Source organism: Spirosoma radiotolerans (genome assembly GCF_000974425.1).
Classification (GTDB): domain Bacteria; phylum Bacteroidota; class Bacteroidia; order Cytophagales; family Spirosomataceae; genus Spirosoma; species Spirosoma radiotolerans.
This window is the reverse complement of the sequence record NZ_CP010429.1, coordinates 6,435,852-6,460,880: the sequence shown is the minus strand read 5'-3', so window position 1 is coordinate 6,460,880 and position 25,029 is coordinate 6,435,852. Positions and strand designations below refer to the sequence as shown.

Annotated in this window: 23 protein-coding genes; 13 read left to right on the top strand and 10 right to left on the bottom strand. The window is 49.0% G+C overall.

What is annotated here, in order from left to right; translation table 11 throughout:
- Nucleotides 1-137: 137 nt before the first annotated feature.
- On the bottom strand, nucleotides 138-1,361 hold the full coding sequence (locus SD10_RS26305; protein WP_046578149.1) for a PQQ-dependent sugar dehydrogenase: 1,224 nt from the start codon (nucleotides 1,359-1,361) through the stop codon (nucleotides 138-140).
- A gap of 599 nt (nucleotides 1,362-1,960) precedes the next feature.
- Here SD10_RS26305 and SD10_RS26300 point away from each other — a divergent pair.
- Nucleotides 1,961-2,305: a cupin domain-containing protein gene (locus tag SD10_RS26300; RefSeq protein WP_046578148.1), complete on the top strand. Its 345-nt coding sequence runs from the start codon at nucleotides 1,961-1,963 to the stop codon at nucleotides 2,303-2,305.
- 26 nt (nucleotides 2,306-2,331) lie between these two features.
- Here SD10_RS26300 and SD10_RS26295 read toward each other — a convergent pair whose 3' ends face one another.
- Nucleotides 2,332-3,909 (bottom strand): DHA2 family efflux MFS transporter permease subunit, encoded by a 1,578-nt coding sequence (locus tag SD10_RS26295; protein ID WP_046578147.1) that lies wholly within the window; start codon nucleotides 3,907-3,909, stop codon nucleotides 2,332-2,334.
- Between the two features lie 299 nt (nucleotides 3,910-4,208).
- Here SD10_RS26295 and SD10_RS26290 point away from each other — a divergent pair, with 299 nt between their 5' ends.
- Both SD10_RS26290 and SD10_RS26285 read left to right on the top strand, forming a co-directional pair.
- On the top strand, nucleotides 4,209-5,009 hold the full coding sequence (locus SD10_RS26290) for an SDR family oxidoreductase (RefSeq protein ID WP_046578146.1): 801 nt from the start codon (nucleotides 4,209-4,211) through the stop codon (nucleotides 5,007-5,009).
- Between the two features lie 69 nt (nucleotides 5,010-5,078).
- A complete protein-coding gene (locus SD10_RS26285; RefSeq protein WP_046578142.1) occupies nucleotides 5,079-5,999 on the top strand; it encodes a helix-turn-helix domain-containing protein in 921 nt (306 codons plus the stop codon).
- A gap of 45 nt (nucleotides 6,000-6,044) precedes the next feature.
- Here SD10_RS26285 and SD10_RS26280 read toward each other — a convergent pair whose 3' ends face one another.
- On the bottom strand, nucleotides 6,045-6,377 hold the full coding sequence (locus SD10_RS26280; RefSeq protein ID WP_046578141.1) for an ABC transporter permease: 333 nt from the start codon (nucleotides 6,375-6,377) through the stop codon (nucleotides 6,045-6,047).
- Nucleotides 6,378-6,809: 432 nt separating this feature from the next.
- Between SD10_RS26280 and SD10_RS26275 the strand changes: the two genes are divergently transcribed.
- The 5 genes from SD10_RS26275 to SD10_RS26255 all read left to right on the top strand — a co-directional run bounded on the left by SD10_RS26275 (nucleotide 6,810) and on the right by SD10_RS26255 (nucleotide 10,876).
- Entirely contained in the window at nucleotides 6,810-7,214 is a 405-nt protein-coding gene (locus SD10_RS26275) for a response regulator (protein WP_046578140.1), read from the top strand.
- A 177-nt stretch (nucleotides 7,215-7,391) separates the two neighbouring features.
- The gene (locus tag SD10_RS26270; RefSeq protein WP_227699074.1) at nucleotides 7,392-8,060 is read left to right on the top strand and encodes a hypothetical protein; all 669 of its coding nucleotides are present in this window, start codon (nucleotides 7,392-7,394) and stop codon (nucleotides 8,058-8,060) included.
- Complete coding sequence (locus SD10_RS26265) at nucleotides 8,057-9,325, top strand: glycerophosphodiester phosphodiesterase (RefSeq protein WP_046578138.1); 1,269 nt, start codon at nucleotides 8,057-8,059, stop codon at nucleotides 9,323-9,325. Before SD10_RS26270 ends, SD10_RS26265 begins: the two co-directional genes overlap by 4 nt.
- An 85-nt stretch (nucleotides 9,326-9,410) precedes the next feature.
- A complete protein-coding gene (locus SD10_RS26260; RefSeq protein WP_227699073.1) occupies nucleotides 9,411-9,980 on the top strand; it encodes a hypothetical protein in 570 nt (189 codons plus the stop codon).
- Nucleotides 9,981-9,997: 17 nt separating this feature from the next.
- Entirely contained in the window at nucleotides 9,998-10,876 is an 879-nt protein-coding gene (locus SD10_RS26255; RefSeq protein WP_046578137.1) for a metallophosphoesterase family protein, read from the top strand.
- Between the two features lie 3 nt (nucleotides 10,877-10,879).
- Here the strand turns inward: SD10_RS26255 and SD10_RS26250 are convergent, their stop codons facing one another.
- Nucleotides 10,880-11,644: a hypothetical protein gene (locus SD10_RS26250; protein WP_046578135.1), complete on the bottom strand. Its 765-nt coding sequence runs from the start codon at nucleotides 11,642-11,644 to the stop codon at nucleotides 10,880-10,882.
- A gap of 128 nt (nucleotides 11,645-11,772) precedes the next feature.
- Here SD10_RS26250 and SD10_RS26245 point away from each other — a divergent pair, with 128 nt between their 5' ends.
- Nucleotides 11,773-13,401, top strand: coding sequence for an amidohydrolase family protein (locus tag SD10_RS26245; RefSeq protein WP_046578132.1), 1,629 nt, complete (start codon nucleotides 11,773-11,775; stop codon nucleotides 13,399-13,401).
- Nucleotides 13,402-13,493: 92 nt separating this feature from the next.
- On the opposite strand, the gene SD10_RS26240 is transcribed toward SD10_RS26245, so the two are convergent.
- Nucleotides 13,494-14,507 carry a lysylphosphatidylglycerol synthase transmembrane domain-containing protein gene (locus tag SD10_RS26240; RefSeq protein ID WP_046578130.1) on the bottom strand — a complete coding sequence of 338 codons (1,014 nt, stop codon included), beginning with the start codon at nucleotides 14,505-14,507 and terminating at the stop codon, nucleotides 13,494-13,496.
- A gap of 130 nt (nucleotides 14,508-14,637) precedes the next feature.
- Between SD10_RS26240 and SD10_RS26235 the strand changes: the two genes are divergently transcribed.
- From SD10_RS26235 to SD10_RS26225, 3 genes are read left to right on the top strand one after another with little or no spacing between them, the layout of a single operon-like run.
- Entirely contained in the window at nucleotides 14,638-16,740 is a 2,103-nt protein-coding gene (locus SD10_RS26235; RefSeq protein WP_046578128.1) for a DUF7657 domain-containing protein, read from the top strand.
- Nucleotides 16,733-17,413 (top strand): glycosyltransferase family 2 protein, encoded by a 681-nt coding sequence (locus tag SD10_RS26230; RefSeq protein ID WP_046578126.1) that lies wholly within the window; start codon nucleotides 16,733-16,735, stop codon nucleotides 17,411-17,413. Before SD10_RS26235 ends, SD10_RS26230 begins: the two co-directional genes overlap by 8 nt.
- Nucleotides 17,413-17,784, top strand: a complete 372-nt coding sequence (locus SD10_RS26225) for a DUF2304 domain-containing protein (protein ID WP_046578125.1) — start codon at nucleotides 17,413-17,415, stop codon at nucleotides 17,782-17,784. The genes SD10_RS26230 and SD10_RS26225 overlap by 1 nt, the downstream gene beginning before the upstream one ends.
- Before the next feature lie 15 nt (nucleotides 17,785-17,799).
- Here SD10_RS26225 and SD10_RS26220 read toward each other — a convergent pair whose 3' ends face one another.
- Genes SD10_RS26220 through SD10_RS26200 form a run of 5 tightly spaced genes read right to left on the bottom strand, consistent with a single transcriptional unit; the run spans nucleotide 17,800 to nucleotide 21,817 of the window.
- Nucleotides 17,800-18,525 carry an FkbM family methyltransferase gene (locus SD10_RS26220; RefSeq protein ID WP_046578122.1) on the bottom strand — a complete coding sequence of 242 codons (726 nt, stop codon included), beginning with the start codon at nucleotides 18,523-18,525 and terminating at the stop codon, nucleotides 17,800-17,802.
- Between the two features lie 17 nt (nucleotides 18,526-18,542).
- A complete protein-coding gene (locus SD10_RS26215; protein WP_046578120.1) occupies nucleotides 18,543-19,418 on the bottom strand; it encodes an alpha-1,2-fucosyltransferase in 876 nt (291 codons plus the stop codon).
- A 28-nt stretch (nucleotides 19,419-19,446) separates the two neighbouring features.
- On the bottom strand, nucleotides 19,447-20,238 hold the full coding sequence (locus tag SD10_RS26210; RefSeq protein ID WP_046578118.1) for an FkbM family methyltransferase: 792 nt from the start codon (nucleotides 20,236-20,238) through the stop codon (nucleotides 19,447-19,449).
- 4 nt (nucleotides 20,239-20,242) lie between these two features.
- Nucleotides 20,243-21,010: a DUF268 domain-containing protein gene (locus SD10_RS26205; protein ID WP_046578116.1), complete on the bottom strand. Its 768-nt coding sequence runs from the start codon at nucleotides 21,008-21,010 to the stop codon at nucleotides 20,243-20,245.
- Between the two features lie 6 nt (nucleotides 21,011-21,016).
- Nucleotides 21,017-21,817, bottom strand: a complete 801-nt coding sequence (locus SD10_RS26200; RefSeq protein WP_082111698.1) for a glycosyltransferase family 2 protein — start codon at nucleotides 21,815-21,817, stop codon at nucleotides 21,017-21,019.
- Nucleotides 21,818-21,965: 148 nt separating this feature from the next.
- Between SD10_RS26200 and gcvP the strand changes: the two genes are divergently transcribed.
- Nucleotides 21,966-24,869 carry an aminomethyl-transferring glycine dehydrogenase gene (gene gcvP, locus SD10_RS26195; RefSeq protein WP_046578112.1) on the top strand — a complete coding sequence of 968 codons (2,904 nt, stop codon included), beginning with the start codon at nucleotides 21,966-21,968 and terminating at the stop codon, nucleotides 24,867-24,869.
- The last annotated feature ends 160 nt before the right edge of the window (nucleotides 24,870-25,029 follow it).

Genomic DNA, 25,029 nt, shown 5'->3' with positions numbered 1-25,029 from the left:
CATCACTAAGTACTCTTCAGGTATCATCGCCTATCCAGATGATAGCTGCCTAAAGGCAGCACATCATCTGGATAGGCGGATGGCTAAAACCAATCGTAAGCAGAACTAGCTACATGACGATCGATGAGTGGTGGACATTACTTCTTATCGATGCGATATAACCTTCCCTGGTCAGTAATCGCGTATAAGGCTCCGTCGTTACTCTGGGTTATATCCCGGAAACGCTGATATTGATCCGCTAGCAGCCGTTCTTCGCCGACTACTTTGTTATCCTTAAGGATAAGTCTTAGAACGTGCATCCCACTTAAGGAACCAATGAAAAGATTGTTTTTCCATTCCGGGATACGATCGCTGCTATAGAACGTCATGCCACTTGGCGAAACGACCGGGTCCCAATAATAGACCGGTTGTTCAAGACCTTCTTTTTGCTGAATGGCATTGCCTACTTTTTCGCCACTGTATTCGATCCCATACGTAATGGTTGGCCAGCCGTAATTCTTGCCGGGTTGAATATGGTTTAGTTCATCCCCTCCTCGTGGCCCGAATTCGGCTTCCCACAAATCGCCTGTTACCGGGTCGAAAGCCAGGCTTTGTACATTCCGGTGCCCATAAGAGTACAGTTCAGGTCGAGCACCGGCCTGGCTGGCAAATGGATTACCCGCAGCGGGTTTGCCTTCTTTCGTTATCCGAATGACTTTTCCCAAGCCTGAATTGAGCGACTGGGCTTGTGGCCGGGTAACCAGATCCGAACGCTCTCCGGTGCTGATAAACAGATTGCCGTCTGGAGCAATAAGTATACGGCCGCCGTAGTGCAGATTCCCTTTGTAAGCGGGTGTGGCCCGATAAATGACTGTTGCACCCTCCATCTTTTTTTCGTCGGCAGACAATTTACCTTTGGCAACTGCCGTCAGATTTCCCTCAGGGCTTGGTTCCGAAAACACCCAGTAGACCATTCGATTCGTCTTGAAAGCCGGGTCAACGCGAATTCCCAACAGGCCTCCCTGGCCGGATGAATTAACTTTTGGAAGTCCCGCAATAGCTTCTCCCACCTTTCCCGCTGGCGTGACGATGCGCATCGTCCCTTCCCGCTCGGTAATGAGCAGCCGACCATCGGGTAGGGTTGCTATTCCCCATGGAAATTTTAGCGCTTCTGTAAGTATTTTGCCTTCGTAGTTGGTGGTCGACTTCACGCCAGCGATCCGGGTTTGGCCCGCAAAAGCAGGTTTATAGTCCGAGTTAGGCTCTTTGGTTTCTACGGGACTCGTCTGCCCAGAAGCCGTTGTGTTTTCAGATGTAGTTTGGCCACAGGATGGCAACGCCAGTAAGGCACCCGCTATGAATAGCAGAGTTTTGGTTTTCATGTTCGATTCAGCTAATTATTGACGGTGAAAGTTAAAGACGTTTATCTGACAAAAGAACTCCATGTATTAAAATCCTACTCGGCTTCATGGCCTACCAAGGCCAGTGATCAGGGCATTCGCTTGTGGTGCATCAGCCCAGACGAACTCAACCCCTTAATTGCAAAAGTAAAAATGAAGGCAATGTTGTGGAGTCAACCGGGTCAATTTGGTAATTAGTAGAAGGGTTGCCTTTCTTTTCAAATCGCTATGGCTTTGAGCCGCTTCGGGCGATTAGTCGTCTTACCCACGTCAATCTCAATAAATTTAGTAGTCAAATTGTGCTTATTATACAGCTAAACATTAAACCAGAGAGTTTACGGAATAGAATTGGTTACGCTCCTGCTAGCTATCTATGTGAAAGAGTCGCTTGTACAACAGGTGTGGCTATATTGTCGCCACCAACTTGAGTCCTCTAATCTTTCCGGCAACTAATAGACGAAGTGTTTACTGGAAAACGTAGACCACACCAATCTTTGATGAACTACTGGAGCTATCTCGTTTGTAGAGGATTTACGACGACACAAGAACTTTATATAATTTAATCTAACTGTTAGCCCCTTATGAATGATGCCCCACTGACCCGACTTGATTTGGGCGACCTGATCCGCGCCGTGACGACCAACTATGCGAACTTCTCGTTAACTACCGTTAATGACCATGTGGTTAAGTTAAGTGTGATGACTCAGCCTTATTACTGGCATTATCATCCCAACTCAGATGAGACATTTATCACGATTGAGGGTATTTTACTGATTGATCTGGAGAGTGAAACCATTGAGTTGGCTCCCGGTCAACTTTTCAGTGTTCCTAAAAACGTAGTCCATAGGACCCGGCCCAAGGGGGAGCGTTCGGTTAACTTAACTTTCGAACATAGCCAAATTGAAACAGTAACAATTACTGTTTAAACGTACGGGTAAGGTATGCCTTTTTCTTAATGGGCTTCCGACATGGCTTGAGCCGCTAAAGCTACCTCCGCAGCCGATTTCTTTTTGGTCCGCAGGAAATAAACCAAGGGCAGAATGGCCAGGAAGAAAATACCCACTAGTCGAAACGTATCCAGGTAGGCCAGCAGGTAAGCCTGTCTATCCACCGTCAGATCCAGAATTTTGTAAGCCCGCTGACTGGCTCCACCCAGCAAATTGAGTCGCTCTGTGAGCAGGGGGTTAGAGGGGTCGAGATTACTGACTAAATCGTACCGATGCTGGGCATAATCGCGGGTGACGAATGTGTTGGCTAAGGCAATGCCAAAAGCCCCGCCTAATTGCCGAATCATATTATTAAGAGCGATGGCTGAGGGGAAGTCCTGGGGCGGTAAGCCCGCGACGGCCTGATTAATGAGCGGTAACTGCAGCATCGTTACGGCAAAGACACGCATCAACTGCGCCCAGAAAAAGTCCCATTGATTGGCCTGCCCGTTCAGGGTACCGCTATAGAAGCCGAACACCACAAACGTACACATACCCACAATAATAAAAGGGAGTGGAGAGGCCCCTACTGAAAGTCGTTTACCAATCAGAGGGAACAGAGGAATACCCACCAGGGTTGGCCAAAGCAAGGAAATACCTGTCATCGTAGGCGTGAATCCATTGATGCGCTGAACCAGCACCGGATACACAAAAACGGAGGTAAACAGCCCAAGGCCAGCTACAAAGCTAAAAATAGTGGACACCCCAAGCGTGCCCTTACCCAGCACCCGCAGGTTGACCACCGGATGGTCGGTGGTCAGTTGCCGCCAGACGAATCCGACCAGCCCTACCACGGCCGTTACCGTCAGCAGCATAATGGTTTGTGAATCAAACCAGTCATCCGACTGCCCTTTCTCAAGTACATATTGCAGCGAGCCCACGCCCACCGCCAATAATAAGATTCCCGGGTAATCAATCTTTATCTGGTGCTTGCGAGTGCCCTCGCCCGGCTTTTTAGCGATGTAAAGTAGGGTTAGAATGGTAGCTATAATGCCAATGGGCACGTTGACGTAGAAAATATACGACCAGTGGTAGTTGTCGACAATCACACCGCCCAGAAATGGTCCCAACGTTGGCCCCAGGATAATGCCCATACCAAAAATACCCGAAGCGATACCACGTTTTTCCGGCGGGAAGGCGTCAAAAATAATACCTTGCGAAGTCGATAACAGCGCTCCTCCACCCATCCCCTGGATAAATCGCCAGAACACTAATTCCCACAAATTAGTCGAGCTGGCGCAGAAATAGGAAGCAATGGTAAACAGAATAATGGAGGCCACATAGTACTTCTTGCGCCCGAAATAATCAGCCAGAAAACCGGTCATGGGAATAATGATCACGTTGGCGATGGCGTAGGAGGTAACTACCCAGGCCACATCTTCGATCGTGGCACCTAAGGCACCCGCAATTTCATTCAGGGCTACATTGACTATAGTGACGTCGATGAGCTCCATAACAGCGGCCGATATAGCCGTAATAACAATAATAACCCGGATTAGGCCGGTAGGAATGGCAGGGGATGTCGCAGAAATGGCCGGTTGCATAAACGAATCAGGTAGACAATAAACTAGTGACTCAACGAGAGGGTAGTCAATTTGGTTTACTAAACATTATAAAAACAGGATACTCTTCAGAGAAGAGACTAATCCATCCAGGATGGCTAAAACGGTCGGCACATTAATGAACAGGAAATGGACAGGGTAGAACTATATAGTTACTGCCGTTCGCCGAATAGTGCGTGAGAATTGGGTCTCTCACCAGTTTGACTACAAGATTCGCCAGTTTGACTACGGGCCGCAAGCATTGGCCAAGGAGCTTTGTATCTCTAAAAAAGAACGAAAAAATGACAAAGACCATTTTTATTACTGGAGCTTCGGCAGGAATTGGTAAGGCAACAGCAAAACTGTTTGCCAATAAAGGCTGGAGTGTGATTGCGACCATGCGTAAGCCGGAAGATGAGAAAGAGTTAAATTCGTTGGATAATGTAACCCTGCTGCCACTAGATGTGACCGACAGAGAACAGATTATAGAGACCACACAAAAAGCACTGGCGTTGGGCCCTATAGACGTCGTGTTTAACAATGCAGGTTACGCACTGATGGGCGCCTTGGAAGCCATCACCGACCAACAACTGGTTCGTCAAATGGAAACCAATTTCCTGGGTGTTGTTCGTGTTACGCAGGCTTTTATTCCCTATTTCCGGGAGAAGAAAGCCGGACTTTTTATAACCACTGGTTCGTTAGCTGGTTTGATGGGTTTCCCTGTCAGTTCCATGTACGATGCCAGTAAATGGGCGCTGGAAGGCTGGAGCGAAAGTCTGTCGTTTGAATTGAACCAATTTGGCATTGGCATCAAAACCATAGAACCCGGTCTGGTGGCTACCGAAATAGGGACTAAATCAGTGATTGCTTCGCATCCGGCTTACGAAACCTTGTTGAGTAAGTTTCTGGCTGCCACCGCTCCTGATAAAATCGTTTCTACCGCAGAGCTGATTGCAGACGTCGTGTACCAGGCCGCTACTGATGGCAAGAACACGTTGCGCTATGTATGTGGCGAAGATGCAAAAACTATGTATGCACAGCGCCTTGCCGTAGGTGATGAGGCTTTCAGAGAAGGCATTAAGCAAATGCTGGCTGATGCATAACCGGAATTCTAAAAATACTTTGCCGGTACATATTGGCACAATTTGTACCGGCAGTAACGTTACATAGCCATGAAAGGAGAACCAAGAAACAAACCACGCATCTATCATTCTATTACAGAAATGCAACGGGCTTTTGGTTTGCCGCAGCCTCTGCATCCACTGATCAGCCTGCTCGACTACAGCAAAGTGAAAATCACCAGCGAAATGCTGGCCCCCACTTTTGCAATGGACTTTTACAACATTACTTACAACGACTCGGCCGGTTGCCGAATGAGATACGGACAAACTACGTATGATTTTGATGAAGGTGGTATGTTTTTTACATCGCCTGGGCAGCCGTTAACCGGACTTGAAATCTCAGATTCAAGCTCAGGTTTTACTTTACTGATACATCCCGATTTTTTGCGGAGTTATCAGCTGGATACCAAAATCAAAAATTATGGTTTTTTCGCTTACTCGGTTACCGAATCGCTACACGTATCGGATAAAGAAAAGACAATCATTACCGCTATAGCTAAAAACATAGGCGACGAGCTGGAAGCGGCAATCGATGACCTCAGCCAGGATGTATTGATCGCGCAACTGGAACTGCTGTTGAACTATAGTCAGCGCTTCTATAAACGTCAGTTTATCACCCGAAAACCTATGAATAATGCGTTGCTGGGAAAAGTAGACTTATTGCTACACACCTATTTTAACGATGAAACGGCCTTAGTGAATGGATTGCCAACGGTTCAGTTTCTGGCAGACGAATTACATGTTTCACCAAGATACTTAGGCGATTTGTTGCGGACACTAACCGGACAGAATACGCAGCAATATATTCACCATAAACTCATCGAGAAGGCAAAGGAAGTTTTAACAATCAGTAACCTGACGGTAGGCGAAATAGCTTATCAGTTAGGCTTCGAGCATCCGCAATCGTTCAGCAAATTGTTTAAATCAAAAACGAATTTTTCTCCTCTGGAATTTAGAGCGAGCTTCAATTAATGGTGTAACAAAGAATTCAGGCTGGCTGATGTTCCAACCACCTCCTTATTCGCTCCGTAATGACTTCACCGGGTTCATCAGAGCCGCCTTCACGCTCTGAAAAATCACCGTGAGCAGCGCAACGACTCCCGTTGCCAGCAAGGCCAGCAGAAAAATGAAAGGGCTGAGCGAAATCTTATAGACAAAATTGTTCAGCCAGCCACTCATCACCCACCACGCCACAGGGGCAGCCAGAATGAAAGCCAGGCCAATCAGTCGCACAAGCTCCCGACTGAACGGCCACAGAATACTGCCCATACCAGCCCCTAAAACTTTGCGTACGCCAACCTCTTTAGTTCGCTGCACGACCATGAACAGGACGAGGCCATACAAGCCCATACAGCCGATGAACAAGGCAATGCCGAGACCAACTAGTTAAGGCTGGCAATTCTATCTCCGGCCATTCCCTACTGTAAAGAAGAACGATCGTTCTGCAACACCCCTATTGAATCAGGTAAGGATTTACAAGATCACCATGAGGCCTAACCCTGGATTTAGCCAATTGCCAACATATCTATTGAAAACGGATAAAAGCCTAGCTTTAGTTGTCATTTTTGCCCATTGGCTTACTAGAATTTGACTGATTTACTGACGCAGGTTATTTATTCACATAATAACAAGAAAAGTAGCCGCTTACAATAATGTAGGCCCATTGGATAAGGTATACGCTCCACTTAACAGTTCCGCTGCCGTGTTAACCGATTTATTGGGTATGTTTACAGTTGCTTCATTCATGTATTAACATCAGATAGTGTCCTTTTACTTTACTTTATGTCTGTTCACTCCCCACCTGTTGTCTGGATTGTAGACGACGATGAAGACGATCAATATCTGTTTGAGATCGCCTTCAAAACCTTGAAGCCACCAGTTAATGTCAGGCGATTGAATGATGGTGAGGAACTGCTGCCCGCTCTTGATGAAAGTGATATTAAGCCCAGTCTTATTCTACTTGATTTAAATATGCCTCACCTGAATGGGTTTGAAGTCCTACAGCAATTGCGAGCTGAGCCAGCCTATAAAAGTCTTCCAGTAGTGGTTTTAACGACGTCAAGCCATTATGAAGATGAAGCGAAGGCTATGGAGTTGGGAGCCAATGCCTTTTTAACTAAACCTGGGTCATCTGGAAAATTATTGATGTTGTTTGGCCAGTTGGTTCAACAATGGAAAATCAACTAATTAACTGATCAGCGGTTCTTATGTGACGTATATTCTTATGTGTTTATAACATATTTCGTATCCCTGCAGTTTATTCCATTTGACTTTCATAGTAGTTGTCAAGTGGCCACCATCGAAAAAATAATTACCAGACATTGCCAGATCGGTTGTTTGATGATGTTCGCAGCATCGGCCGCAATGGCACAAGCAACCAAGCCCTGGCCCGCGCAGCCAGGTATTTACTTTCCACAATCACCGCCGGCAACTAAGTGGCGAAGATCTATCGGGGCCGTATTTACAACTACACCACCCGAGTTAACCGAAGAGGTCCGTGTTAGTGTACCGGCCATTGATTTCAACATTCAGCGAGCCCTGGGCAGGCACTTATACGCAGTAGGCCGTATACAAACGCAACTCGTACAAAGTAACCTGGGTGTAGGCTTACGGTGGGCCACGCCCATCACCAATCGGCTGTCGGCATCCGTAGGCTATGATCTACACGGCTGGTTTGGCGCATTGCTAATCAAAGACGTATTCAACAGCCAGGCGTATGGGATCGAAACGTTCCCAAATTTATCGGTGGGGTATCGACTGACCAGAGACCTGCAGCTAACGGTTCGATCCGAAGCGATTATTGACCTGTATTATAAATCGCAGGTAGGTTCACTGGCGGTCGAATACAATAAACGGCAAATAAACGGCGTGGCCTTCACAGCCGTTTTGGAACAGCCTTTTTATAATAAAACCCACGTTTCTGTTGGCATACGGGCGGCTTACTCCAATTTTAACTGGCAGTTGTGGTCGCTTTATGACACGTTTGATCGGGACCTGTTCTATCCTCAACTTATTTTCGGCTTTATCCTGTGAAACTGATCCATTTCATTGGCCTGGGGGTAGTCCTTATAGGCTTCAATAGTTGTCGAAAAGATTACGAAGCACCCGTTCCGTATACCTTTACGAATACACCTGGCTCGGGCCGGTTTGTGCCTTCCGTCAGGCAGGCAATGGAAGGCGTATATACCGTTACGGCTGGGTCCAGCCAGTTTGGCGATCAGGTGGCATTAAAGTGGACGTACCTCCTGAATGGGTCTGATACAACACACTACCTATCCATTTTTACGGGACTTGATGCGGGATTTTTTAACCTGGAAGTTGGTACTCAGACAGATAGTTTAGTAGTGAATGGCTATTGGCGTAAACTAGTCAATACGGCTACTGGGTTGACCAGCCTAACCCTTAAAGCCCGGCATAACGGTCAGTTACAACCCTTTTTGGGCCAATTAGCGACGGGCGACACGCTGGTACTGACGGGGTTATATGGCGAAAAGACGGCTCAGCCTGCTACGCCTTTAATCCTTACCTATAAGCGTCCCCTGAATCAGCGACCTTTTGCCATTATGGCCCACCGGAGCGGAGGCCGCACATCGGATTTGTTGCCAGCCTCCGAAAATTCGGTTGAGATCATCAAGCTGGCGTCACGCTTAGGGGCAACCGGGATCGAAATTGATGTGCGTTATACAAAAGATGGCGTTCCAATTTTGTACCATGATAATACCCTCAACCTGCGGCTTATTCAAAAAAGTGGTTTAACCGGCCCGGTGGAAAACTATACTTACCAGCAGCTGAGTTCGCTGGTCCGACTGGTCAATGGCGAAAAAATCCCAACTCTGGAAGAAGCCCTGGAAACAGTTGTCAGTAATACGGCTCTGAGTTTTGTCTGGCTCGATACCAAATACATTGGCCCCATGGATAAGGTACAGGCTATTCAGCGAAAGTATCGGCAAAAGGCTTTACAGGCCGGACGGAACCTGCGCATCGTAATTGGGCTGCCAAGCACCGATGCTGTAAAATCCTATGAGGCTCTGGCCGATAAAGAAAATACGCCGATCCTGTGTGAGTTAGATACGGCCATCACACGCAGTTTGGGCGCCCGAATATGGGCACCCCGCTGGACGCTTGGTCCGCAAACGGAAGAAGTTGCCGCCATGAAAGCCGAAGGGCGGACCGTGTTCGTCTGGACGCTCGACGAAACGGAGTTTATTCGCGAATTTATCAGCCAGAATAACTTCGACGGTATTTTGTCTAACTACTCGCCAGTCGTTGCTTACTACCATTATGTTGAACAGCAGTAATCCTATGCGAGTTTGTTTACAAACTATAGCGTTAATCATCTATCTGTTTGCTGGCCATCAGTCAGCCAAAGGTCAGCCAACTTACATGCCCGATTCAATAGCTACTCAACGTGGACCTTATACCATTGTGGTGACCGCAGGGGGCGGCCTGTCGTATTATGCAACGCACCTTGGTGTGCCAAATACAATCGAACAAAAGCACTTGAGTCGGTTTGGGGCGCCTGGGTCACTGCGGGTCATGTGGTATCCGGATCACCGCCTGCGGGTGGGTCTGGAAACGGGATGGACAACGATGTATAGTTACCGGGGGCGGGTGGCCAATGACCCAGTTCATTTGTATGTGTCGGCAGTTCCGGTCCTATTGGTCTTTTCAATGCCGCTGGCCTGGCTGAAGGGTACAGATCGGACATTGACCCGACGCCTGGCGGTGACGGCCGGAACAGGAGCCTATTTTAATTACTCCCGGTTGGATTATGTGGGTACTGTTACTGCCAATACAACTAGTTTGGGCTGGATGGCCGCAGCTTCATACACGTATCCGATTGGTCGTCGTTTTAGAGTAGCCGGTGAATTGAAATGGTTTGACGCCGTAGCTGCTCAAAATGCGGCATTTACGGCCGAAGTCCAGCTCGTTTGGCGGGCGTTTTCGTGGTAAGTTGTTAGTAGAACGTTATGGAACAGGAAGTTAATCAACGAGATATATTTTTTTTAAGCGATACGCAGGCACCCATGTGGGTAGAGCGTCTGGTATTGCGCACCCACCAGAATACCAAGGCAACGACCACCATTTTCAATGAGATTGTTCGCCTGAAACCCGCCGTTCTTTATTGGCTGGGCGATATTGTTTCGCTGGGTTACCGGTCGAATAAGTGGCGGGTTATCGACCAGTTTCTGGCTAGCTGCACGGCCGTAGGAACGGCTGTTTATGCCATCATGGGCAATCACGATGTAATGGGCCGCCCGCGCAAAGGGGCTAAAAACTTCCAGCTTCGTTTCCCGGAACACAATCCGACCGGTTATGTAAAAATAACCGATGCGATTGCGGTTGTTATGTTGAATTCTAATTTCAGTATTCTCTCCGTAGCGGATTTAGTGAAACAGCAGACCTGGTATGAGCAAACGTTAAAAGACCTGGATGAAGACCCATCTGTGAAGGTCGTTATTGTCACTTGCCACCATGCGCCTTATTCAAACAGTAAACTGGTTGGCTCATCCAAGCTGGTCCAGCAGCGGTTTGTTCCGGCTTATGTGCGGTCGCAGAAAGGGCGGTTGTTCATTACGGGCCACTCCCACGCGTTTGAGCGCTATCAGTTTGAGGGCAAAACGTTTCTGGTCATCGGTGGGGGCGGAGGGCTCAAACAACCTCTAAATGTGTCACCCAGTCGATTGCCCGATCTGGCGACAAACTACAAGCCGTTGTTTCATTACCTGTCTGTTCGTCGGGAAGGGGAGGGCTTGTCATTAACCTCGCATTGCTTAAAAAACGATTTTTCCGGATTTTCCGTAGGGTATCAGTTTGAGATTCCGGCCGGAGAAACGGTTACAGAATAATAGTTATTGCTCCTCTACAGTACCAGCACCCAAGTCCGAAAACAGGGTTTGCCAGTATTGGGTCACGGCCGGATTGTTCTGCTTAACCGACGCATTGGGTTCAAAGGGCAAAATCATGGTGATGGTGGGGCTGCCAATGGTGTAACGTTTCAATTGACCCGCATCGGCTTTGGCCCACTCATCAGCCTGAGCATTGTCTTTGGGAGGCTTCACCTGAAAATTCCGTCGGGTGGGGCCTTTCACGCTTTCGATCATGTCGCTTAGGTAATACACATTCACGGTAGCCCCCGATTCGTTTGCCTTGGCAATAACGGGCAGGCTGGCCCAAATGTCGGTTTCCTGATTGGACGCGCCTGCGTTTTGTGCCCCCAATTGTTGGAATACCCGCTGGCGTATTTGCGCTTTTTCGCGGCTGAGCGCCAGGTCAAATTCGGTTTCGGCCGCTTCGCGGTCGGTGGCGCTGGCAGCTGATACATCTTCCATGTCGGTGCGGGTCGTAATGGTCAGTGCGCGGGCTTTCGAGGTATTTTCGTGAATGAAATAGACCTCGAGTTTGTCGCCTTTATGCCGGATGTTCTGCTCAATAATTTCATTCAGCGCCTGCTGATATTTCCGGGCAACAAACGCATTGTTGACGTTAACGCTGCGTGTTTTATCTAAAAAGATGAGCGTATAAATCGGCTCGTCGGTACGGGTTTTGGTCTTGTCGCCATCGCTGGAACAGGCTGATAAAAGGAACAACAGAAAAAGGGCAATGTATTTAGTCATGAGCCTTTCGGGGCGTAACCCGTCGATACGTTAATTATTGGTTCCGTATAGTAAAGTGTGCTTAACGGGGCAAAAGTTCGGTAGTTTCGCTTATCTTACAACTGTTTAGCTGAACGATCTTCTTCAACATGGCCAAAATTTATACCCGACTGCTCTTTTCGGTTAGTGTCGTATTCTTCACCTTTTTCGGTTCATTTGCTCAAGTCGAGAAGTCGCCTGCCCGCCATGAAGGCGATGGTCCGTTCGGGAAACTCATCATTCGGGGCGTCACGCTGGTCAACAGTACAGGCGCTCCGCCCTACGGTCCCGTCGATATTGTGGTGGAAAAAAACCGAATCGCCCAAATCAAGCAAGTTGGCTATCCGGGTGTTCCGATTGATCCTAAAGGACGTCCGCAAGCGGGCCCCGGCGATAAAGAACTGAACTGCGAGGGAATGTACCTGATGCCCGGCTTTGTGGATATGCACGGCCACATTGGTGGCCAGGCGCAGGGCGCTAATGCTGAATATGTGTTCAAGCTCTGGCTTGGTCATGGTATCACTACGATTCGGGACCCATCCTGTGGCAACGGCCTCGACTGGGTACTGGAGCATCGGGCTAAAAGCGAACGTAACGAAATTACGGCTCCGCGCATTAAAGCCTACACGGTATTTGGTCAAGGAGCCAAAGAGCCCATCAGCACGCCCGAACAGGCGCGCGCCTGGGTGCAGCAGAACGCCAAACGTGGCGCCGACGGAATCAAGTTTTTTGGGGCTGAACCGTCTATTTTTCGGGCAGCCCTGGAAGAAAACAAGAAGCTTGGCCTGCGGTCGGCCTGTCACCATGCCCAACTGGAAGTGGCTCGCATGAACGCGCTGGCAACGGCTAAAGCGGGCCTGACCTCGCTGGAACACTGGTATGGCCTTCCTGAAGCTCTTTTCGACGATAAAACCGTTCAGGATTACCCCGCCGATTATAATTACAATAACGAACAAAACCGGTTCGAGGAAGCGGGCAATCTCTGGCAACAGGCCGCCAAACCCGGCACCGACCGCTGGAACAAGGTGATGGATGAACTGATCGCCCTTGATTTTACCCTTGATCCTACTTTCAATATCTACGAAGCTAACCGGGAGCTGATGCTGGCCCGGCGCGCCGAATGGCACGATGACTACACGATGCCGAGCTTGTGGCGTTTTTATGGGCCAAGCCGGATTTCGCATGGGTCGTATTGGCATTCGTGGGGAACGGAGCAGGAGGTGGCCTGGAAAAAGAATTATCAGCTTTGGATGACCTTCATCAACGAATACAAAAATCGGGGCGGGCGTGTTACGGCGGGGTCTGATTCCGGGTTTATTTATCAGCTTTACGGATTTGCCTATATCCGTGAACTTGAACTCCTGCGGGAAGCCGGGTTTCACCCGCTCGAAGTTATCCGGGCCGCCACCCTAAAAGGGGCTGAGGCTCTGGGTATGGCTGACCAGATTGGATCGGTTGAGGTTGGTAAACTCGCTGATTTCGTCATTGTCGATCAGAATCCACTCGCCAATCTGAAAGTTCTTTACGGAACGGGGGCCATCCACCTCAGCGACAAAAATGAAGTGGAGCGTATCGGTGGGGTTACCTACACGGTGAAAGACGGCGTGGTGTACGATGCCAAAAAGCTGCTCGCCGACGTTCGCAAAATGGTGGCCGATGCCAAGCAGAAAGAGAACTTTGAGATTACCCAACCGGGCGTCCCGGCTAGGGCCGGGAAAGTAAGTGGAGGGAAGAACTGAGCAGGAAAAGGCCGTCTTTATCTTATGAATTGTACTGAGCCTGCAAACCTCGCTCCCGTGTCCTGCAGTGACCATACGCTTGTCGCAATTGATCAACTTATACGTTTACTTACCTTGCGCTGGATGAGTATAGGAATAAGCAAAAAGCTCAAGCTGGAAAACAGTAGTGAAAAGCCCGTTTGAGCTGCATGAAAGAAGGTTGCCAGCACAACACTCGCCGTTTTGTTCATTCCATAAAGCATTAGTACCCGACTGACCAGAAAATGATAGGTGCCCATCCCACCCTGCGTTGGGACGGCTATTCCACCTAAAGAACTTACAGTTAAAATGGTCAGCGCAGCCGATGGAGGAAACGCACGGGTTTGTGTAGAAGCGAAAAAGAGGATGTACGTAGTCAGAAAAGCTAATAGGTAGCCAGCCAGGGTGAGACCGATAAATAAGCCAGGTTGTTTCAGCTTTCGAATGGCCAGAAATCCTGTACCCACATTGCGACCAATAGCACCAATTCGTTTCGCCAGGGGATGTTGACGAAATGATTGATTGTTAAATAACCCGTAACCGATTCCTGTTAACAGGACTATTATAACCAGCAAGCCGATGAGAATTGGCCTGGATTGCCCCCCAGAGGTGATGCGTGTAAGGGTAGGCGTAAGTAAATCTGCGATGTATTGCCCGACTCGCTTGAACTCAAGAAAAAGTGTCAGACCGATCAGGACACCCAGCATCAGTAAATCAATTACCCGCTCGGCTACGACTGAACCTAATCCTTGTGCAATTGGGATATCATCTGTTCGTTGGAGAGTGCCGCAACGGGTAAGTTCGCCCGCACCCGGAATGATCATGCTGGCCATTGTACCTGCCAGTAAGGCCACTGTTGTACGGAACAGAGAAGGACGGTAGCCTAAAGCCTGTAAGGTAAGTTGCCATCGGGCCGCCCGTGTGAGATGATATAAACTAATAACCAACCCGACAACGATCAGCCAGCGATAGTTAGCCTGACGAAATTGAGCGCCCAGTTCGGCCAGGGGAATATCTTTTAGAACGTACCACAACAAGCCAGCGGCCAGAATAACCGGCAAAGCCTGCCGCACAACTGCCTTCTTCATTCGCGGAAATTAGTTATTATGAGAAAGACAATACAGGGCTGTGGTAAATTTGGCATGGTATTAGTAAGTTTGATTAGGTATTAGCAAATACCAGTCCAAGCCCATACTATCGATCTCCGTAGTCGAACTCATGTCGAAAAAAAGAAAAGGCCCGCCTGCCACTGCTCCCTCCGGCCCGGTTATTAAGCAAGCTAAGCCAGAAACCAGAATAGACCCGTATCAGCCAGTCAAAGCGCCTAAACCTGCTGTTTCCCAATCGGAGGTGATGCCAGATGAACGGCCTTTTGAACTAATTCGGTTCGATAGACGAGTGAAATGGTTTCTGGGAATCTGCGTGGGATTGTTTATCCTGCTAACGCTGGCCAAGATTAATTACTCGTCGATAGGGATGTGGAATACCGTTATTCCTGACGGTTCGGATGCCCGTCGGGGAATTATTTCCGGTACGCCCAAACCGATACGGATGGATGAATGGGCTATTTTGGCCCCGTTTATGCTCTCGCAGGCGAACCAGGGGTTTCCCCTTGAAAATCCGGCCATTGGGGGCGAAAAAGTTGCGCTAGTGGGCTATTTCCCCATCAACCACTTCGTCTCGTTTTTTCGTCCTGACTATTGGGGATTTTTCCTCTTTGATGTTGAGCATGGGTTTGCCTGGCGCTGGAATTTTATTCTTTGTTTCGGTCTTATCTCGGTCATGCTGGCGTTTATGCTTCTGACGCGTAACCAGTTCTGGTTATCGGTATTAGGTGCTTTCTGGCTGGTTTTTTCGCCGGGTTTAGCTTGGTGGTCGTTCTTCCTGCTCACCAGTATCTATGCCGGATTTGGTATGCTGGTGGCATCGGCGTATATGTTCTTTTCAACCAAAACCCGGACCATACTCATCGCGGGTGTCCTGTTCTTCTGGTGCTTTTCCATGTTTGCTCTAACCCTGTATCCACCCTATCAGGTACCGTTGGGCTATTTATTGTTGTTTCTGCTGGTAGGATACACCTGGCGGCATTACGACAAACAATTGCTGTTAAGTAAGGTAGGCATGAAATTGGGCGTGTTTGCACTGGCTTTTGCCCTGATGGGGGTAGTCTTCTATACCTATTATATGGATGCTAAATCAACCATCGACGTGATGTCCAATACGGTTTATCCAGGCAAACGCAGCGAAACCGGTGGTACGGGCTTTATTGCCAACTGGTTTTCCGAATACTTTGCCGGCTGGCTGCTCAATGATCAGGTGTTTCCTAAAAGCTGGCTTAACATTTGCGAGTCTTCCCACTTCATCACGTTTACGCCGGTCATTACCGTTTGTACGCTGATTTATTTTGTCCGTACCCGAAAAGTTGACCCACTGCTGGCCATTATTCTAGGCTACGTACTGATTTTGCTAATCTGGATTGAAGTTGGTTTTCCTGAATTTCTGGCGAAGGCAACCCTGCTCGACGTTAGCCCAACCCGTCGAACACAAATTCCGTTTGGTATTGGCAATGTGGTGCTGGCTGTACTGTATCTGAGCTATATCCATGCGAAGAAAATTACGCTTACCGGTTCGGTAGCGGCATTGCTAAGCGCTGGCGTGGTGGCGTTCATGATTTATGCCGCCTGGCTGAACCTGAACGATGCCGATGGGATTTATAAATCGCATCAATTATTTCTGCCGACACTCTTTTTTATTGGGCTCAATTTCCTGCTGCTGCCCATTTCCACATTTCGCTATAAAGAAGTAGTCATTGCAGGCGCTATTGTCCTGTTTACGCTGCCCAATCTGAAAATTAACCCCGTTGGCAAAGGCATGGTACCCATTACTCAAAACGCCTTGTATCAGAAAGTGCGGGAAATTCATCTACAGGACCCTAAGGCCCGCTGGGTTGTGCTTGGCAGTCAATACCTTACTTACTTGGTTACCGCTACGGGCGTGAATCAATTGAGTGGAGTGAAAAACCAGCCTGATTTTAAAACAATGCACGTACTGGACCCAACGGCCAAACGAGACTCGGCCTACAACCGGTATGCACATGCCGTATATGGTAGCTATATCGACCCGGCTCATCCCGATACGGTTATCATTCAAAATGGGTATGAAGATGGGTATCAGGTTGCCCTGGATCCCTGCTCGCCTAAGCTTAGAAAACTCAATGTGCGCTACATTATGTTCGACCGAACTCCACAACCGGTAGAGATTCGGTGCATGAAGCAAGTGGCGAAAATGGGTAATATTGAAATCTACCGTACTAATGACTGACCAGATTTTCATTCTGATACCTTCCTTCAATGAAGGTAAGGTCATTCGCCAGACTATCCGGGCGCTGGGTAACCAGTATCAGATTGTACTCATCGACGATGCCTCTACCGACGATACGGCCAATGCCGTGCGCGATTTGCCCATCTATTACCTGCGCCACGACATCAATCTGGGGCAGGGAGCCGCTTTGCAAACCGGCATGGACTTCGCGCTTCAGCAGGGAGCCGATATTGTGGTTCATTTCGACGCCGACGGGCAGCATAACCCGGCCGATATTGATCGGTTTGTTGGGGTCCTTAAAACTCAAAAAGTTGATGTGGTGCTGGGGTCACGATTTATGCGGCAGGAAGACCTTCTGGCCATTCCGCGTCTCAGACGGTTGTTGCTGCGGGTTGCCCGACTGGTTAACGGCCTGCTGACAGGCTTGTGGCTTTCCGACGCTCACAATGGCTTCCGGGTTATGAATCGGCAGGCGTTGCGAGTTATTCAACTGAAGGAAAACCGGATGGCCCACGCATCCGAAATACTGATGCACATTCGACGGCAGAAGCTGCGTTATGTCGAATGTCCAACGCATATTGTTTATTCGGAGTATTCCCAGGTGAAAGGGCAACGTTGGCAGGGCGCTATCGATATCTTAATCGATGTATTTATCAATAAATATTTTCGCTAATGACGGCTGACATTCAATTTACACTCACGCCTATTCAGCTTTTGCTATCGGCTTTATTGCTGGTCGTGGCAATTGCTTCGCTTCGCCTGTTCCGAAATCGGCTGCTATACCGCCTGTTTTTTATCGGGATTGTCTTCGCCGGGATTTTGTTCGTAGCTGTTCCTATCCTGCCCGTTTATCTGGCAACGCTGATGGGTGTTGGCCGGGGTGTCGACCTGGTCTTTTACTTGTTATTTACCGGATTCCTGCTCTTAATTGCCATATTATATCGCCGGTTGCTACAGCACGATATAATTTTGACGCAGATTATCCGGCAGAATGCCATCAAGAATTGCCGTAGGCTGGCAACCAATCCTGAGGTGAACGCTTAGGGAGAACCAGCGTGTTTAAAACAAACTTTTGACATACACGTCGCCGAAAAGCGTTTGCTCAAACGTTTGAGAGTTAATGTGTTCTTTGAACTCAGGCAACGGAATGAACGACGGCATCGCCATCCGCATACTTTCGCCGGGAGAATAATTGAACCGTACATCTGTTGCAAGAGAACTGAGCAAGTCGATGGCGGCAACAAGGTTGTTTTTGGCCTCAGGTACGGCATATTCGAGCGAAAGCATCGGAATTGGCTGCGTTAATCCCTGCAACACCTGCAATTCGAACCCTTCTACGTCAATCTTACAGAAAGACGGTACGCCATAGGCCGCAATCAGTTGGTCGAGCGTTGTTACCGGAACGGTCAGGGTTTCCGTCCATTTGTAACCAGCAAATCGGTCCTGCACAGTATCAATCCACTCTTCCGAAAAGCTCGATAAAGTGCTATTACTGCCGATGTGTATTGGTAACTCGCCCTCTTGGGCTCCCAGCCCTTTGGCTATAACCGTAATTCGATCCTTAAATCGGCGGGTTAAGCGCTCAACACAGGCGGGCTGCGGCTCAACGGCAACAACCCGTGCATTGAGCGCAAGAAAAATGGCCGTTCGATTCCCAATGTTAGCCCCTACATCGAAACATAAGTCGCCGGGATGGATTAGGGTTCCGTAAAACTTTTTCCGGCGACCAGCCATCATTCGGTCATAAAATGTATGCCAGTAAGGTGCAAGGGCCTGCCGAATCATAGAATATGAGCGTTAAGTTATACCGTAATCCAGTGAGAAGGCGCAACCGCAGGCTGAGTTAACCGGTTAACCGCAAACCACTGTTGAGGAGCCACAACAATACGATTCAGGTCAGGGTTCAGCCAGGCTCCCCACCAGCTAAATGAACTGTTGGCCACAATGGCATGGCGGCATAAACTCATCAGATACATGTCCTGCCAACTATCGACGCCTGTGTTGTGCTCAACAAAGATAGCCGGGCTAAGCAAAGCGCCCAATTCGCGTTTGACCCAGGCCTGATCATCGGAAAAGACAAAAAACTGAATATCAGAGGCTTGTTGATGCAGGTATTCGACCGCCCTGCGGTAGTAGGCTTCACCGCAAACGCCATGGTGCCGATTCGCCTTAGTATTGGTTATATAGTCGCCCCGGCGGATGTGGACAAACGTAGCGTTTGCAGATGAAAAAATTGTTTCGGCCATACGCAGAGTCAGATTGGAGAGCGGCTTTTTAACTGTCAGTTGTTGCCGAAGAGCTACTTCAACTGGTTTAAAATAACTTTCTGATTGCCAATAGCCGACACAAAAGGCATCTTCCAACTGGGTATCAGACTGGGTCAACGACGTTAAGGTTGCTGGTGCCGATTCGCGCAGCAGAACGGCCTGTTGACCAGGAAGCAGTGTTCGACTCAGGCAGCGCAGGGTATCATAAAGCGAGGAATCCAGTTGGTCAATCCCAAAAACACTCAATTCATACTGGCGGGGCGTATAGTTCCGCAGCCGGGCCAGCGTCCGGCTTTCCAGTAGATGACGTTCCAACCGGAGTTCGGTTTTGCGTTGTTGGGCAAGGCTGAACCCGAATGCATACTGAAATAACTGATTGCCTAGTCCACCCGCAAGAACAGAAATTACCATAACGCTAGGTCGGGGATAAGCAGGCTGCTTATTTGCGTTCAGCCAGAAAATTAACGGTTACGAATATTTCGAGAAACTCAGAGTACGCATCAATCCGGCGAAGGCCATTTCCAACAATCCGGTAGAGGGTGTAAGTAGGCGAAAGCAGGTTCCAGAAATCCCGAAAATAAGTGCGCGAGTCGATACTCGTTCCCCCAAATTCGAATTGAATAAATCGGATTCGCTGCTCCTTAATCATTCGCTGTGCCCCTTTCAAAACCGCCAGTTCATGCCCTTCTACGTCAATTTTCAATAAATCGATTTGCTGAATGTTCTGATTTTCCGAAAATCCATCGACCGTATTGAACGTAGCTACTTCGTGCTGGGCAAAGGATACGTTGATGTGCTGCAAATCTCGCTTATAAACCGAGGTCATGCCTGACTGTTCAGCGTCGGTGTACAGAGCCAGTTCACCAGCCTCATGACTCAGCCCGATGTTATGCTTTTTGACGTTTGGCTCAGGAATATTGGCGATCAATGTCTGATGGGTAACCTGCGACGGCTCAAAGCAGTGGATAATAGCTTTATCGCCAAACTCGTTTAGCAGCATACGGGCGTAGGTGCCTACATTGGCTCCCACATCGAAAATCATAGCCGGACCGGGTTGGCCTGCCGTTTTTTGTGCAACATGCCGAACCACGTGCCGCTCTCCGCTATCGTCGGTAAATGAGCCACCCCCATAATTCATAGCATAAATCGTAAACAAATACAGTTTTTCGTAAACCGGCTGTAGTAGCGTAATGCGAATTGGAGCTAGTAGCCATTGTAGAAATCGTTTCATAAGATCAGTCAATTCGTCGAGTCATCTCAAAAATTCCACAGCCATAACTACAGCCAAAATTACGTTGAGCGGCATCCGAACGGCAGTCAGCATCCTCTATGAATTGTTCATTGTCATCGATATATGAAAAACGCTCGATCGTATAATGTGGCTCAAACAAGGCCACAAGATAACCAACTGAAAACACGCGATGGGCATTATACACAATTCCCTGCGGGCCAATGGGCGACGAGAAATAGAACGTACCACCTGGCTTAATAATCTGTCGAATATTATCCAGAGCTTTAATATGGCCATTGGCGTCAATGGGGTCGCCATAACGACCGAGGCCAAAGTGTTCGATAGCGTGCAGGGCTGAAATGGAGTCGGTCGAGCGAATCAGGTCGGCGGGCAGGTTCATCAAATCGGCCTGCCGAAAGCTGACGTTGCGAATGGATCGGGTCAGGGGCCTGATGTCAATAATTTCGATGGGCCGGTAAGCCGCCACGTGCCCGACAAATCCGTCGATACGGGAGCCAATATCTACGTGTTTGATAGGGTTGTTTTTGAAAATGCGCTGGGCTACATACAAGTCCTGAAGAAAATAATGCTTTATCAGTTCACCGCTTTCTGCGTACCGGTCGAAAATAGCTGGATAATAACTGCGGATTGGGAAGTCGGAATGCCCGTTTAACTGTTTCTTCAGCGCAAAATAATCACTGACGTAGGCTGGTATGGCTTTCACGCCACCCCAAACGATTTGGGAGCCGATTTTAAGGATGCGTCCGATCATGGTTGATTAGGCATTAATTAACTGACGGGCCTTATTCATTGATTTGATAAGCATAGGTTCAGGAAACAGGTTAATGACCCATGTGATAGCCACTATTTTAAGCTGGTGTATCCAGGGGGGCGAGTAGCCAAACTCATGAACAAAAGCTTTTTTAATCGCTACATTACTGCGCCATTTGGTCCGCAGATTGGTGAATACGGTATTCGTCGTGTGAACCCGGTAAGCAGTCAACGTTTCGGGCAGATTATATACGCGATAACCTTCCTGAAGTAACCGGAACAAACTGTAATAATCGTTGAAGTGAGGAAACCGAATCTGGTATAAATCCTCACTCAGATCATTTCGATACATAATGGCGGGGTTCGCTATCGGGAAGCGAAGGTAAAACTCGTTGTAAATTTCCTCATGCGTGAGCGGGTACAGGCGGGTACCCGTAACTTGGCCTCTTTCGTTGATAAGCGTCAATTGACTACCCACCAGAAACACATCGGGATGGTCCATCAGATAGCCTGCCTGTTTAGCCAGCCGATCTGGTGTGGCAATGTCATCGGAATCGAGTTTGGCAATAAATTTCCCCTTTGCCTGCTTTGTCGCTATGTTACTGGCTACTTCGCCCCCGTAACCCAGCGGGTTTGGTTCATGCAATAACCGAATCCGGCTGTCGAGCCGGGCAAAATGAGATAGCAGGTCAGGTGTTCCATCGGTCGAGCCATTGTCCAGAATCAGCAGTTCAAAATTTGTGTATTCCTGCGCCAAAATACTTTCTATCGCTTCGGCAAGGAAGCGTTCGCCGTTATAAACCGGCATGATAACCGATATTAAAGGTAAGTCATTTTGATGCATCAGGGTAGAGTCGGCAATTATCGGGCCACAATATTGGTAACTTATACCGGAGTTTGCACCTTCTGCCGTAAATTTGAGTTTTCATTAAAACGAAAAGGTGGTCGATTCAGGCATGAAACTAAAGCTTCAACAAACAGACATATTTGAAGACCGTCATCACGGTCAGACTGACACGGCTCTGGCCGACATGCTCCAGACCATTGGGGCCGAAACCATCGACGAACTGATTGGTCAAACCGTACCCGACGCTATTCGACTGGCAACGCCACTGAACCTCCCCGCACCCAAGTCAGAAACCGCTTTTCTGACTGATTTTAAAAAGGTGGCCGGGCAAAATAAAATCTTTAAATCATACATCGGTACGGGGTATTACGATACGCTGACGCCAAACGTTATTCTTCGCAATATTCTCGAAAATCCAGCCTGGTACACGGCCTATACGCCTTATCAGGCCGAAATTGCCCAGGGACGGCTCGAAGCGCTGCTTAATTTTCAGACGGTCGTATCGGACCTGACGGGCATGGATCTGGCCAATGCATCCCTCCTCGACGAAGCCACCGCTGCCGCCGAAGCGATGCACATGCTGTTTGCCATGCGTCCGGCGCAAAAGAAAGCCGCGACGACATTTTTCGTTTCGGATCGGTGCCATCCCCAAACTATCGATGTACTGCTGACACGGGCCACGCCCATTGGTGTTACCATCCTGGTTGGCGACCACCGCACGGTTGATCTCACCAGTGGCCAGATCTTCGGCATGCTGCTGCAATACCCGGCTTCGGACGGTGAAGTATTCAACTACACCGATCTGATTGCTGCTGCTCATGAACTGAGCATTACGGTGGCTGTTGCTGCCGATTTGCTGGCGCTCACCTTGCTCACCTCACCCGGCGAAATGGGCGCTGATGTTGTGGTTGGCTCATCGCAACGGTTTGGCGTACCTATGGGCTACGGTGGTCCGCACGCGGCTTTCTTCGCAACCCGCGATGCCTTCAAACGGCAGATTCCGGGACGGATTATCGGTGTATCTCAGGATGCCGAGGGCAAACCTGCCCTGCGGATGGCGCTCCAGACGCGCGAGCAACACATTCGTCGGGAAAAAGCGACCTCGAACATCTGTACCGCACAGGTGCTGCTGGCCGTTATGGCCGGAAGCTATGCTGTTTATCACGGTCCACAACGGCTGCGCGCCATTGCGGAGCAGGTACATGCACTGACTAAGATTTTCGCAACGGCGCTTCGCTGGAACGGCTACGAGGTAAATACAGAAAATTACTTCGATACGGTTACGGTAAAGGTGCTGGACACCGAATCGCTGAAAAAATCGGCAAAGGCTGCTCAGATTAACCTGCGTTATTTTGACGATGAAGAGCACGTAGGCGTCTCGTTCGATGAAGCAAAATCATTACACGACGTAACCGAATTGCTGACTGTTTTCGGCATCAAAGCCGATATGGAGGCTATTCTGGAAAGTCTGGAAATTACCTGGCCTGAGCCACTCATCCGGCAGTCGGACTACCTCACGCATCCGGTATTCAATACGCACCATACGGAACACGAAATGCTGCGTTACCTAAAATCGCTGGAAGAAAAGGATCTTTCGCTGGTTCATTCGATGATTTCGCTCGGTAGCTGCACCATGAAACTGAACGCGACGGCCGAAATGATTCCGGTTACCTGGCCTGAACTGGGCAAACTGCATCCCTTCGCGCCGAAAGACCAAACGACCGGCTATCAGCAGATGTTTGCCGAACTAAATGCCTGGCTTTGCGAGATAACGGGCTTTGCCGCCATGTCGCTGCAACCAAACTCGGGCGCTCAGGGTGAATACGCCGGATTAATGGTTATTCGGGCGTATCACGAAAGTCGGGGCGATGCTCACCGGACTATTTCGCTTATCCCACAATCAGCGCATGGAACCAACCCCGCCAGCGCTGTTATGGCTGGTATGAAGGTGGTCATTGTCAAATGCGATGAGCGCGGCAACATTGACGTAGCTGACTTGAAGGCGAAAGCGGAGCAGTACAGCAATGACCTGTCGTGTCTGATGGTAACGTACCCATCGACACACGGGGTATTTGAAGAAAGCATCAAAGAAATCTGCTCCATCATTCACGAACATGGTGGGCAGGTCTACATGGATGGTGCGAACATGAACGCGCAGGTTGGTCTGACGTCACCAGCTACGATTGGTGCCGATGTGTGTCACCTGAATCTTCATAAAACATTCTGCATTCCGCATGGCGGGGGCGGGCCAGGCATGGGGCCAATTGGTGTCGCTCCGCAGTTGGTACCGTTCCTTCCCGGTCATGCCGTGGTGCACATTGGGGGCGATCAGGCCATTCATGCTGTTTCGGCGGCCCCCTACGGCTCGGCGAGTATCCTCACTATTTCGTATGCCTACATTGCGATGATGGGGGGCGAAGGATTAACGAATGCCACGAAACGAGCTATTCTGAACGCCAACTACATCAAAGCTCGTTTGGAAGGGCATTACGACACGTTGTATACAGGTACGAATGGTCGTTGCGCGCATGAAATGATTCTCGATTGCCGTCCGTTCAAAGCGACATCTGGCGTTGAAGTTGAAGACATCGCCAAACGATTGATGGATTATGGCTTCCATGCGCCAACTGTCTCGTTCCCAGTGGCTGGTACGCTGATGATCGAGCCAACAGAATCGGAATCAAAAGCTGAACTGGATCGCTTCTGCGAGGCCATGATTGCTATCCGAAATGAAATTCGCGAAATTGAAGCAGGAGACGCCGACCGGGCCAGCAATGTACTGAAATACGCGCCACACACCGCTACGGTTGCCTTGAGCGACAACTGGACGCGCCCGTACAGCCGCGAAAAAGCAGTGTATCCGTTGCCACAGGTGCGGGCTCGTAAGTTCTGGCCAAGTGTGAGTCGTATTGATTCGGCCTATGGTGACCGGAACCTGGTTTGTTCCTGCATTCCGACGGATGCCTATGCAACGGAAGTTGCTGAGGAAATGGGCGTGGGGCAACAAGCGTAAGAAACCTGTTCATAATTAAAACGGGTGAAAGCCCGTGCTTTGGAATCCTTAAAACAGATTCGTACAAAGCGCGGGTTTTCACCCGTTTTTACTGTGAAACAATCCTCAATAAAAACCAATTGTAATCGTTAAAAGTAAGACCCGCCCAAATTTGCATTAT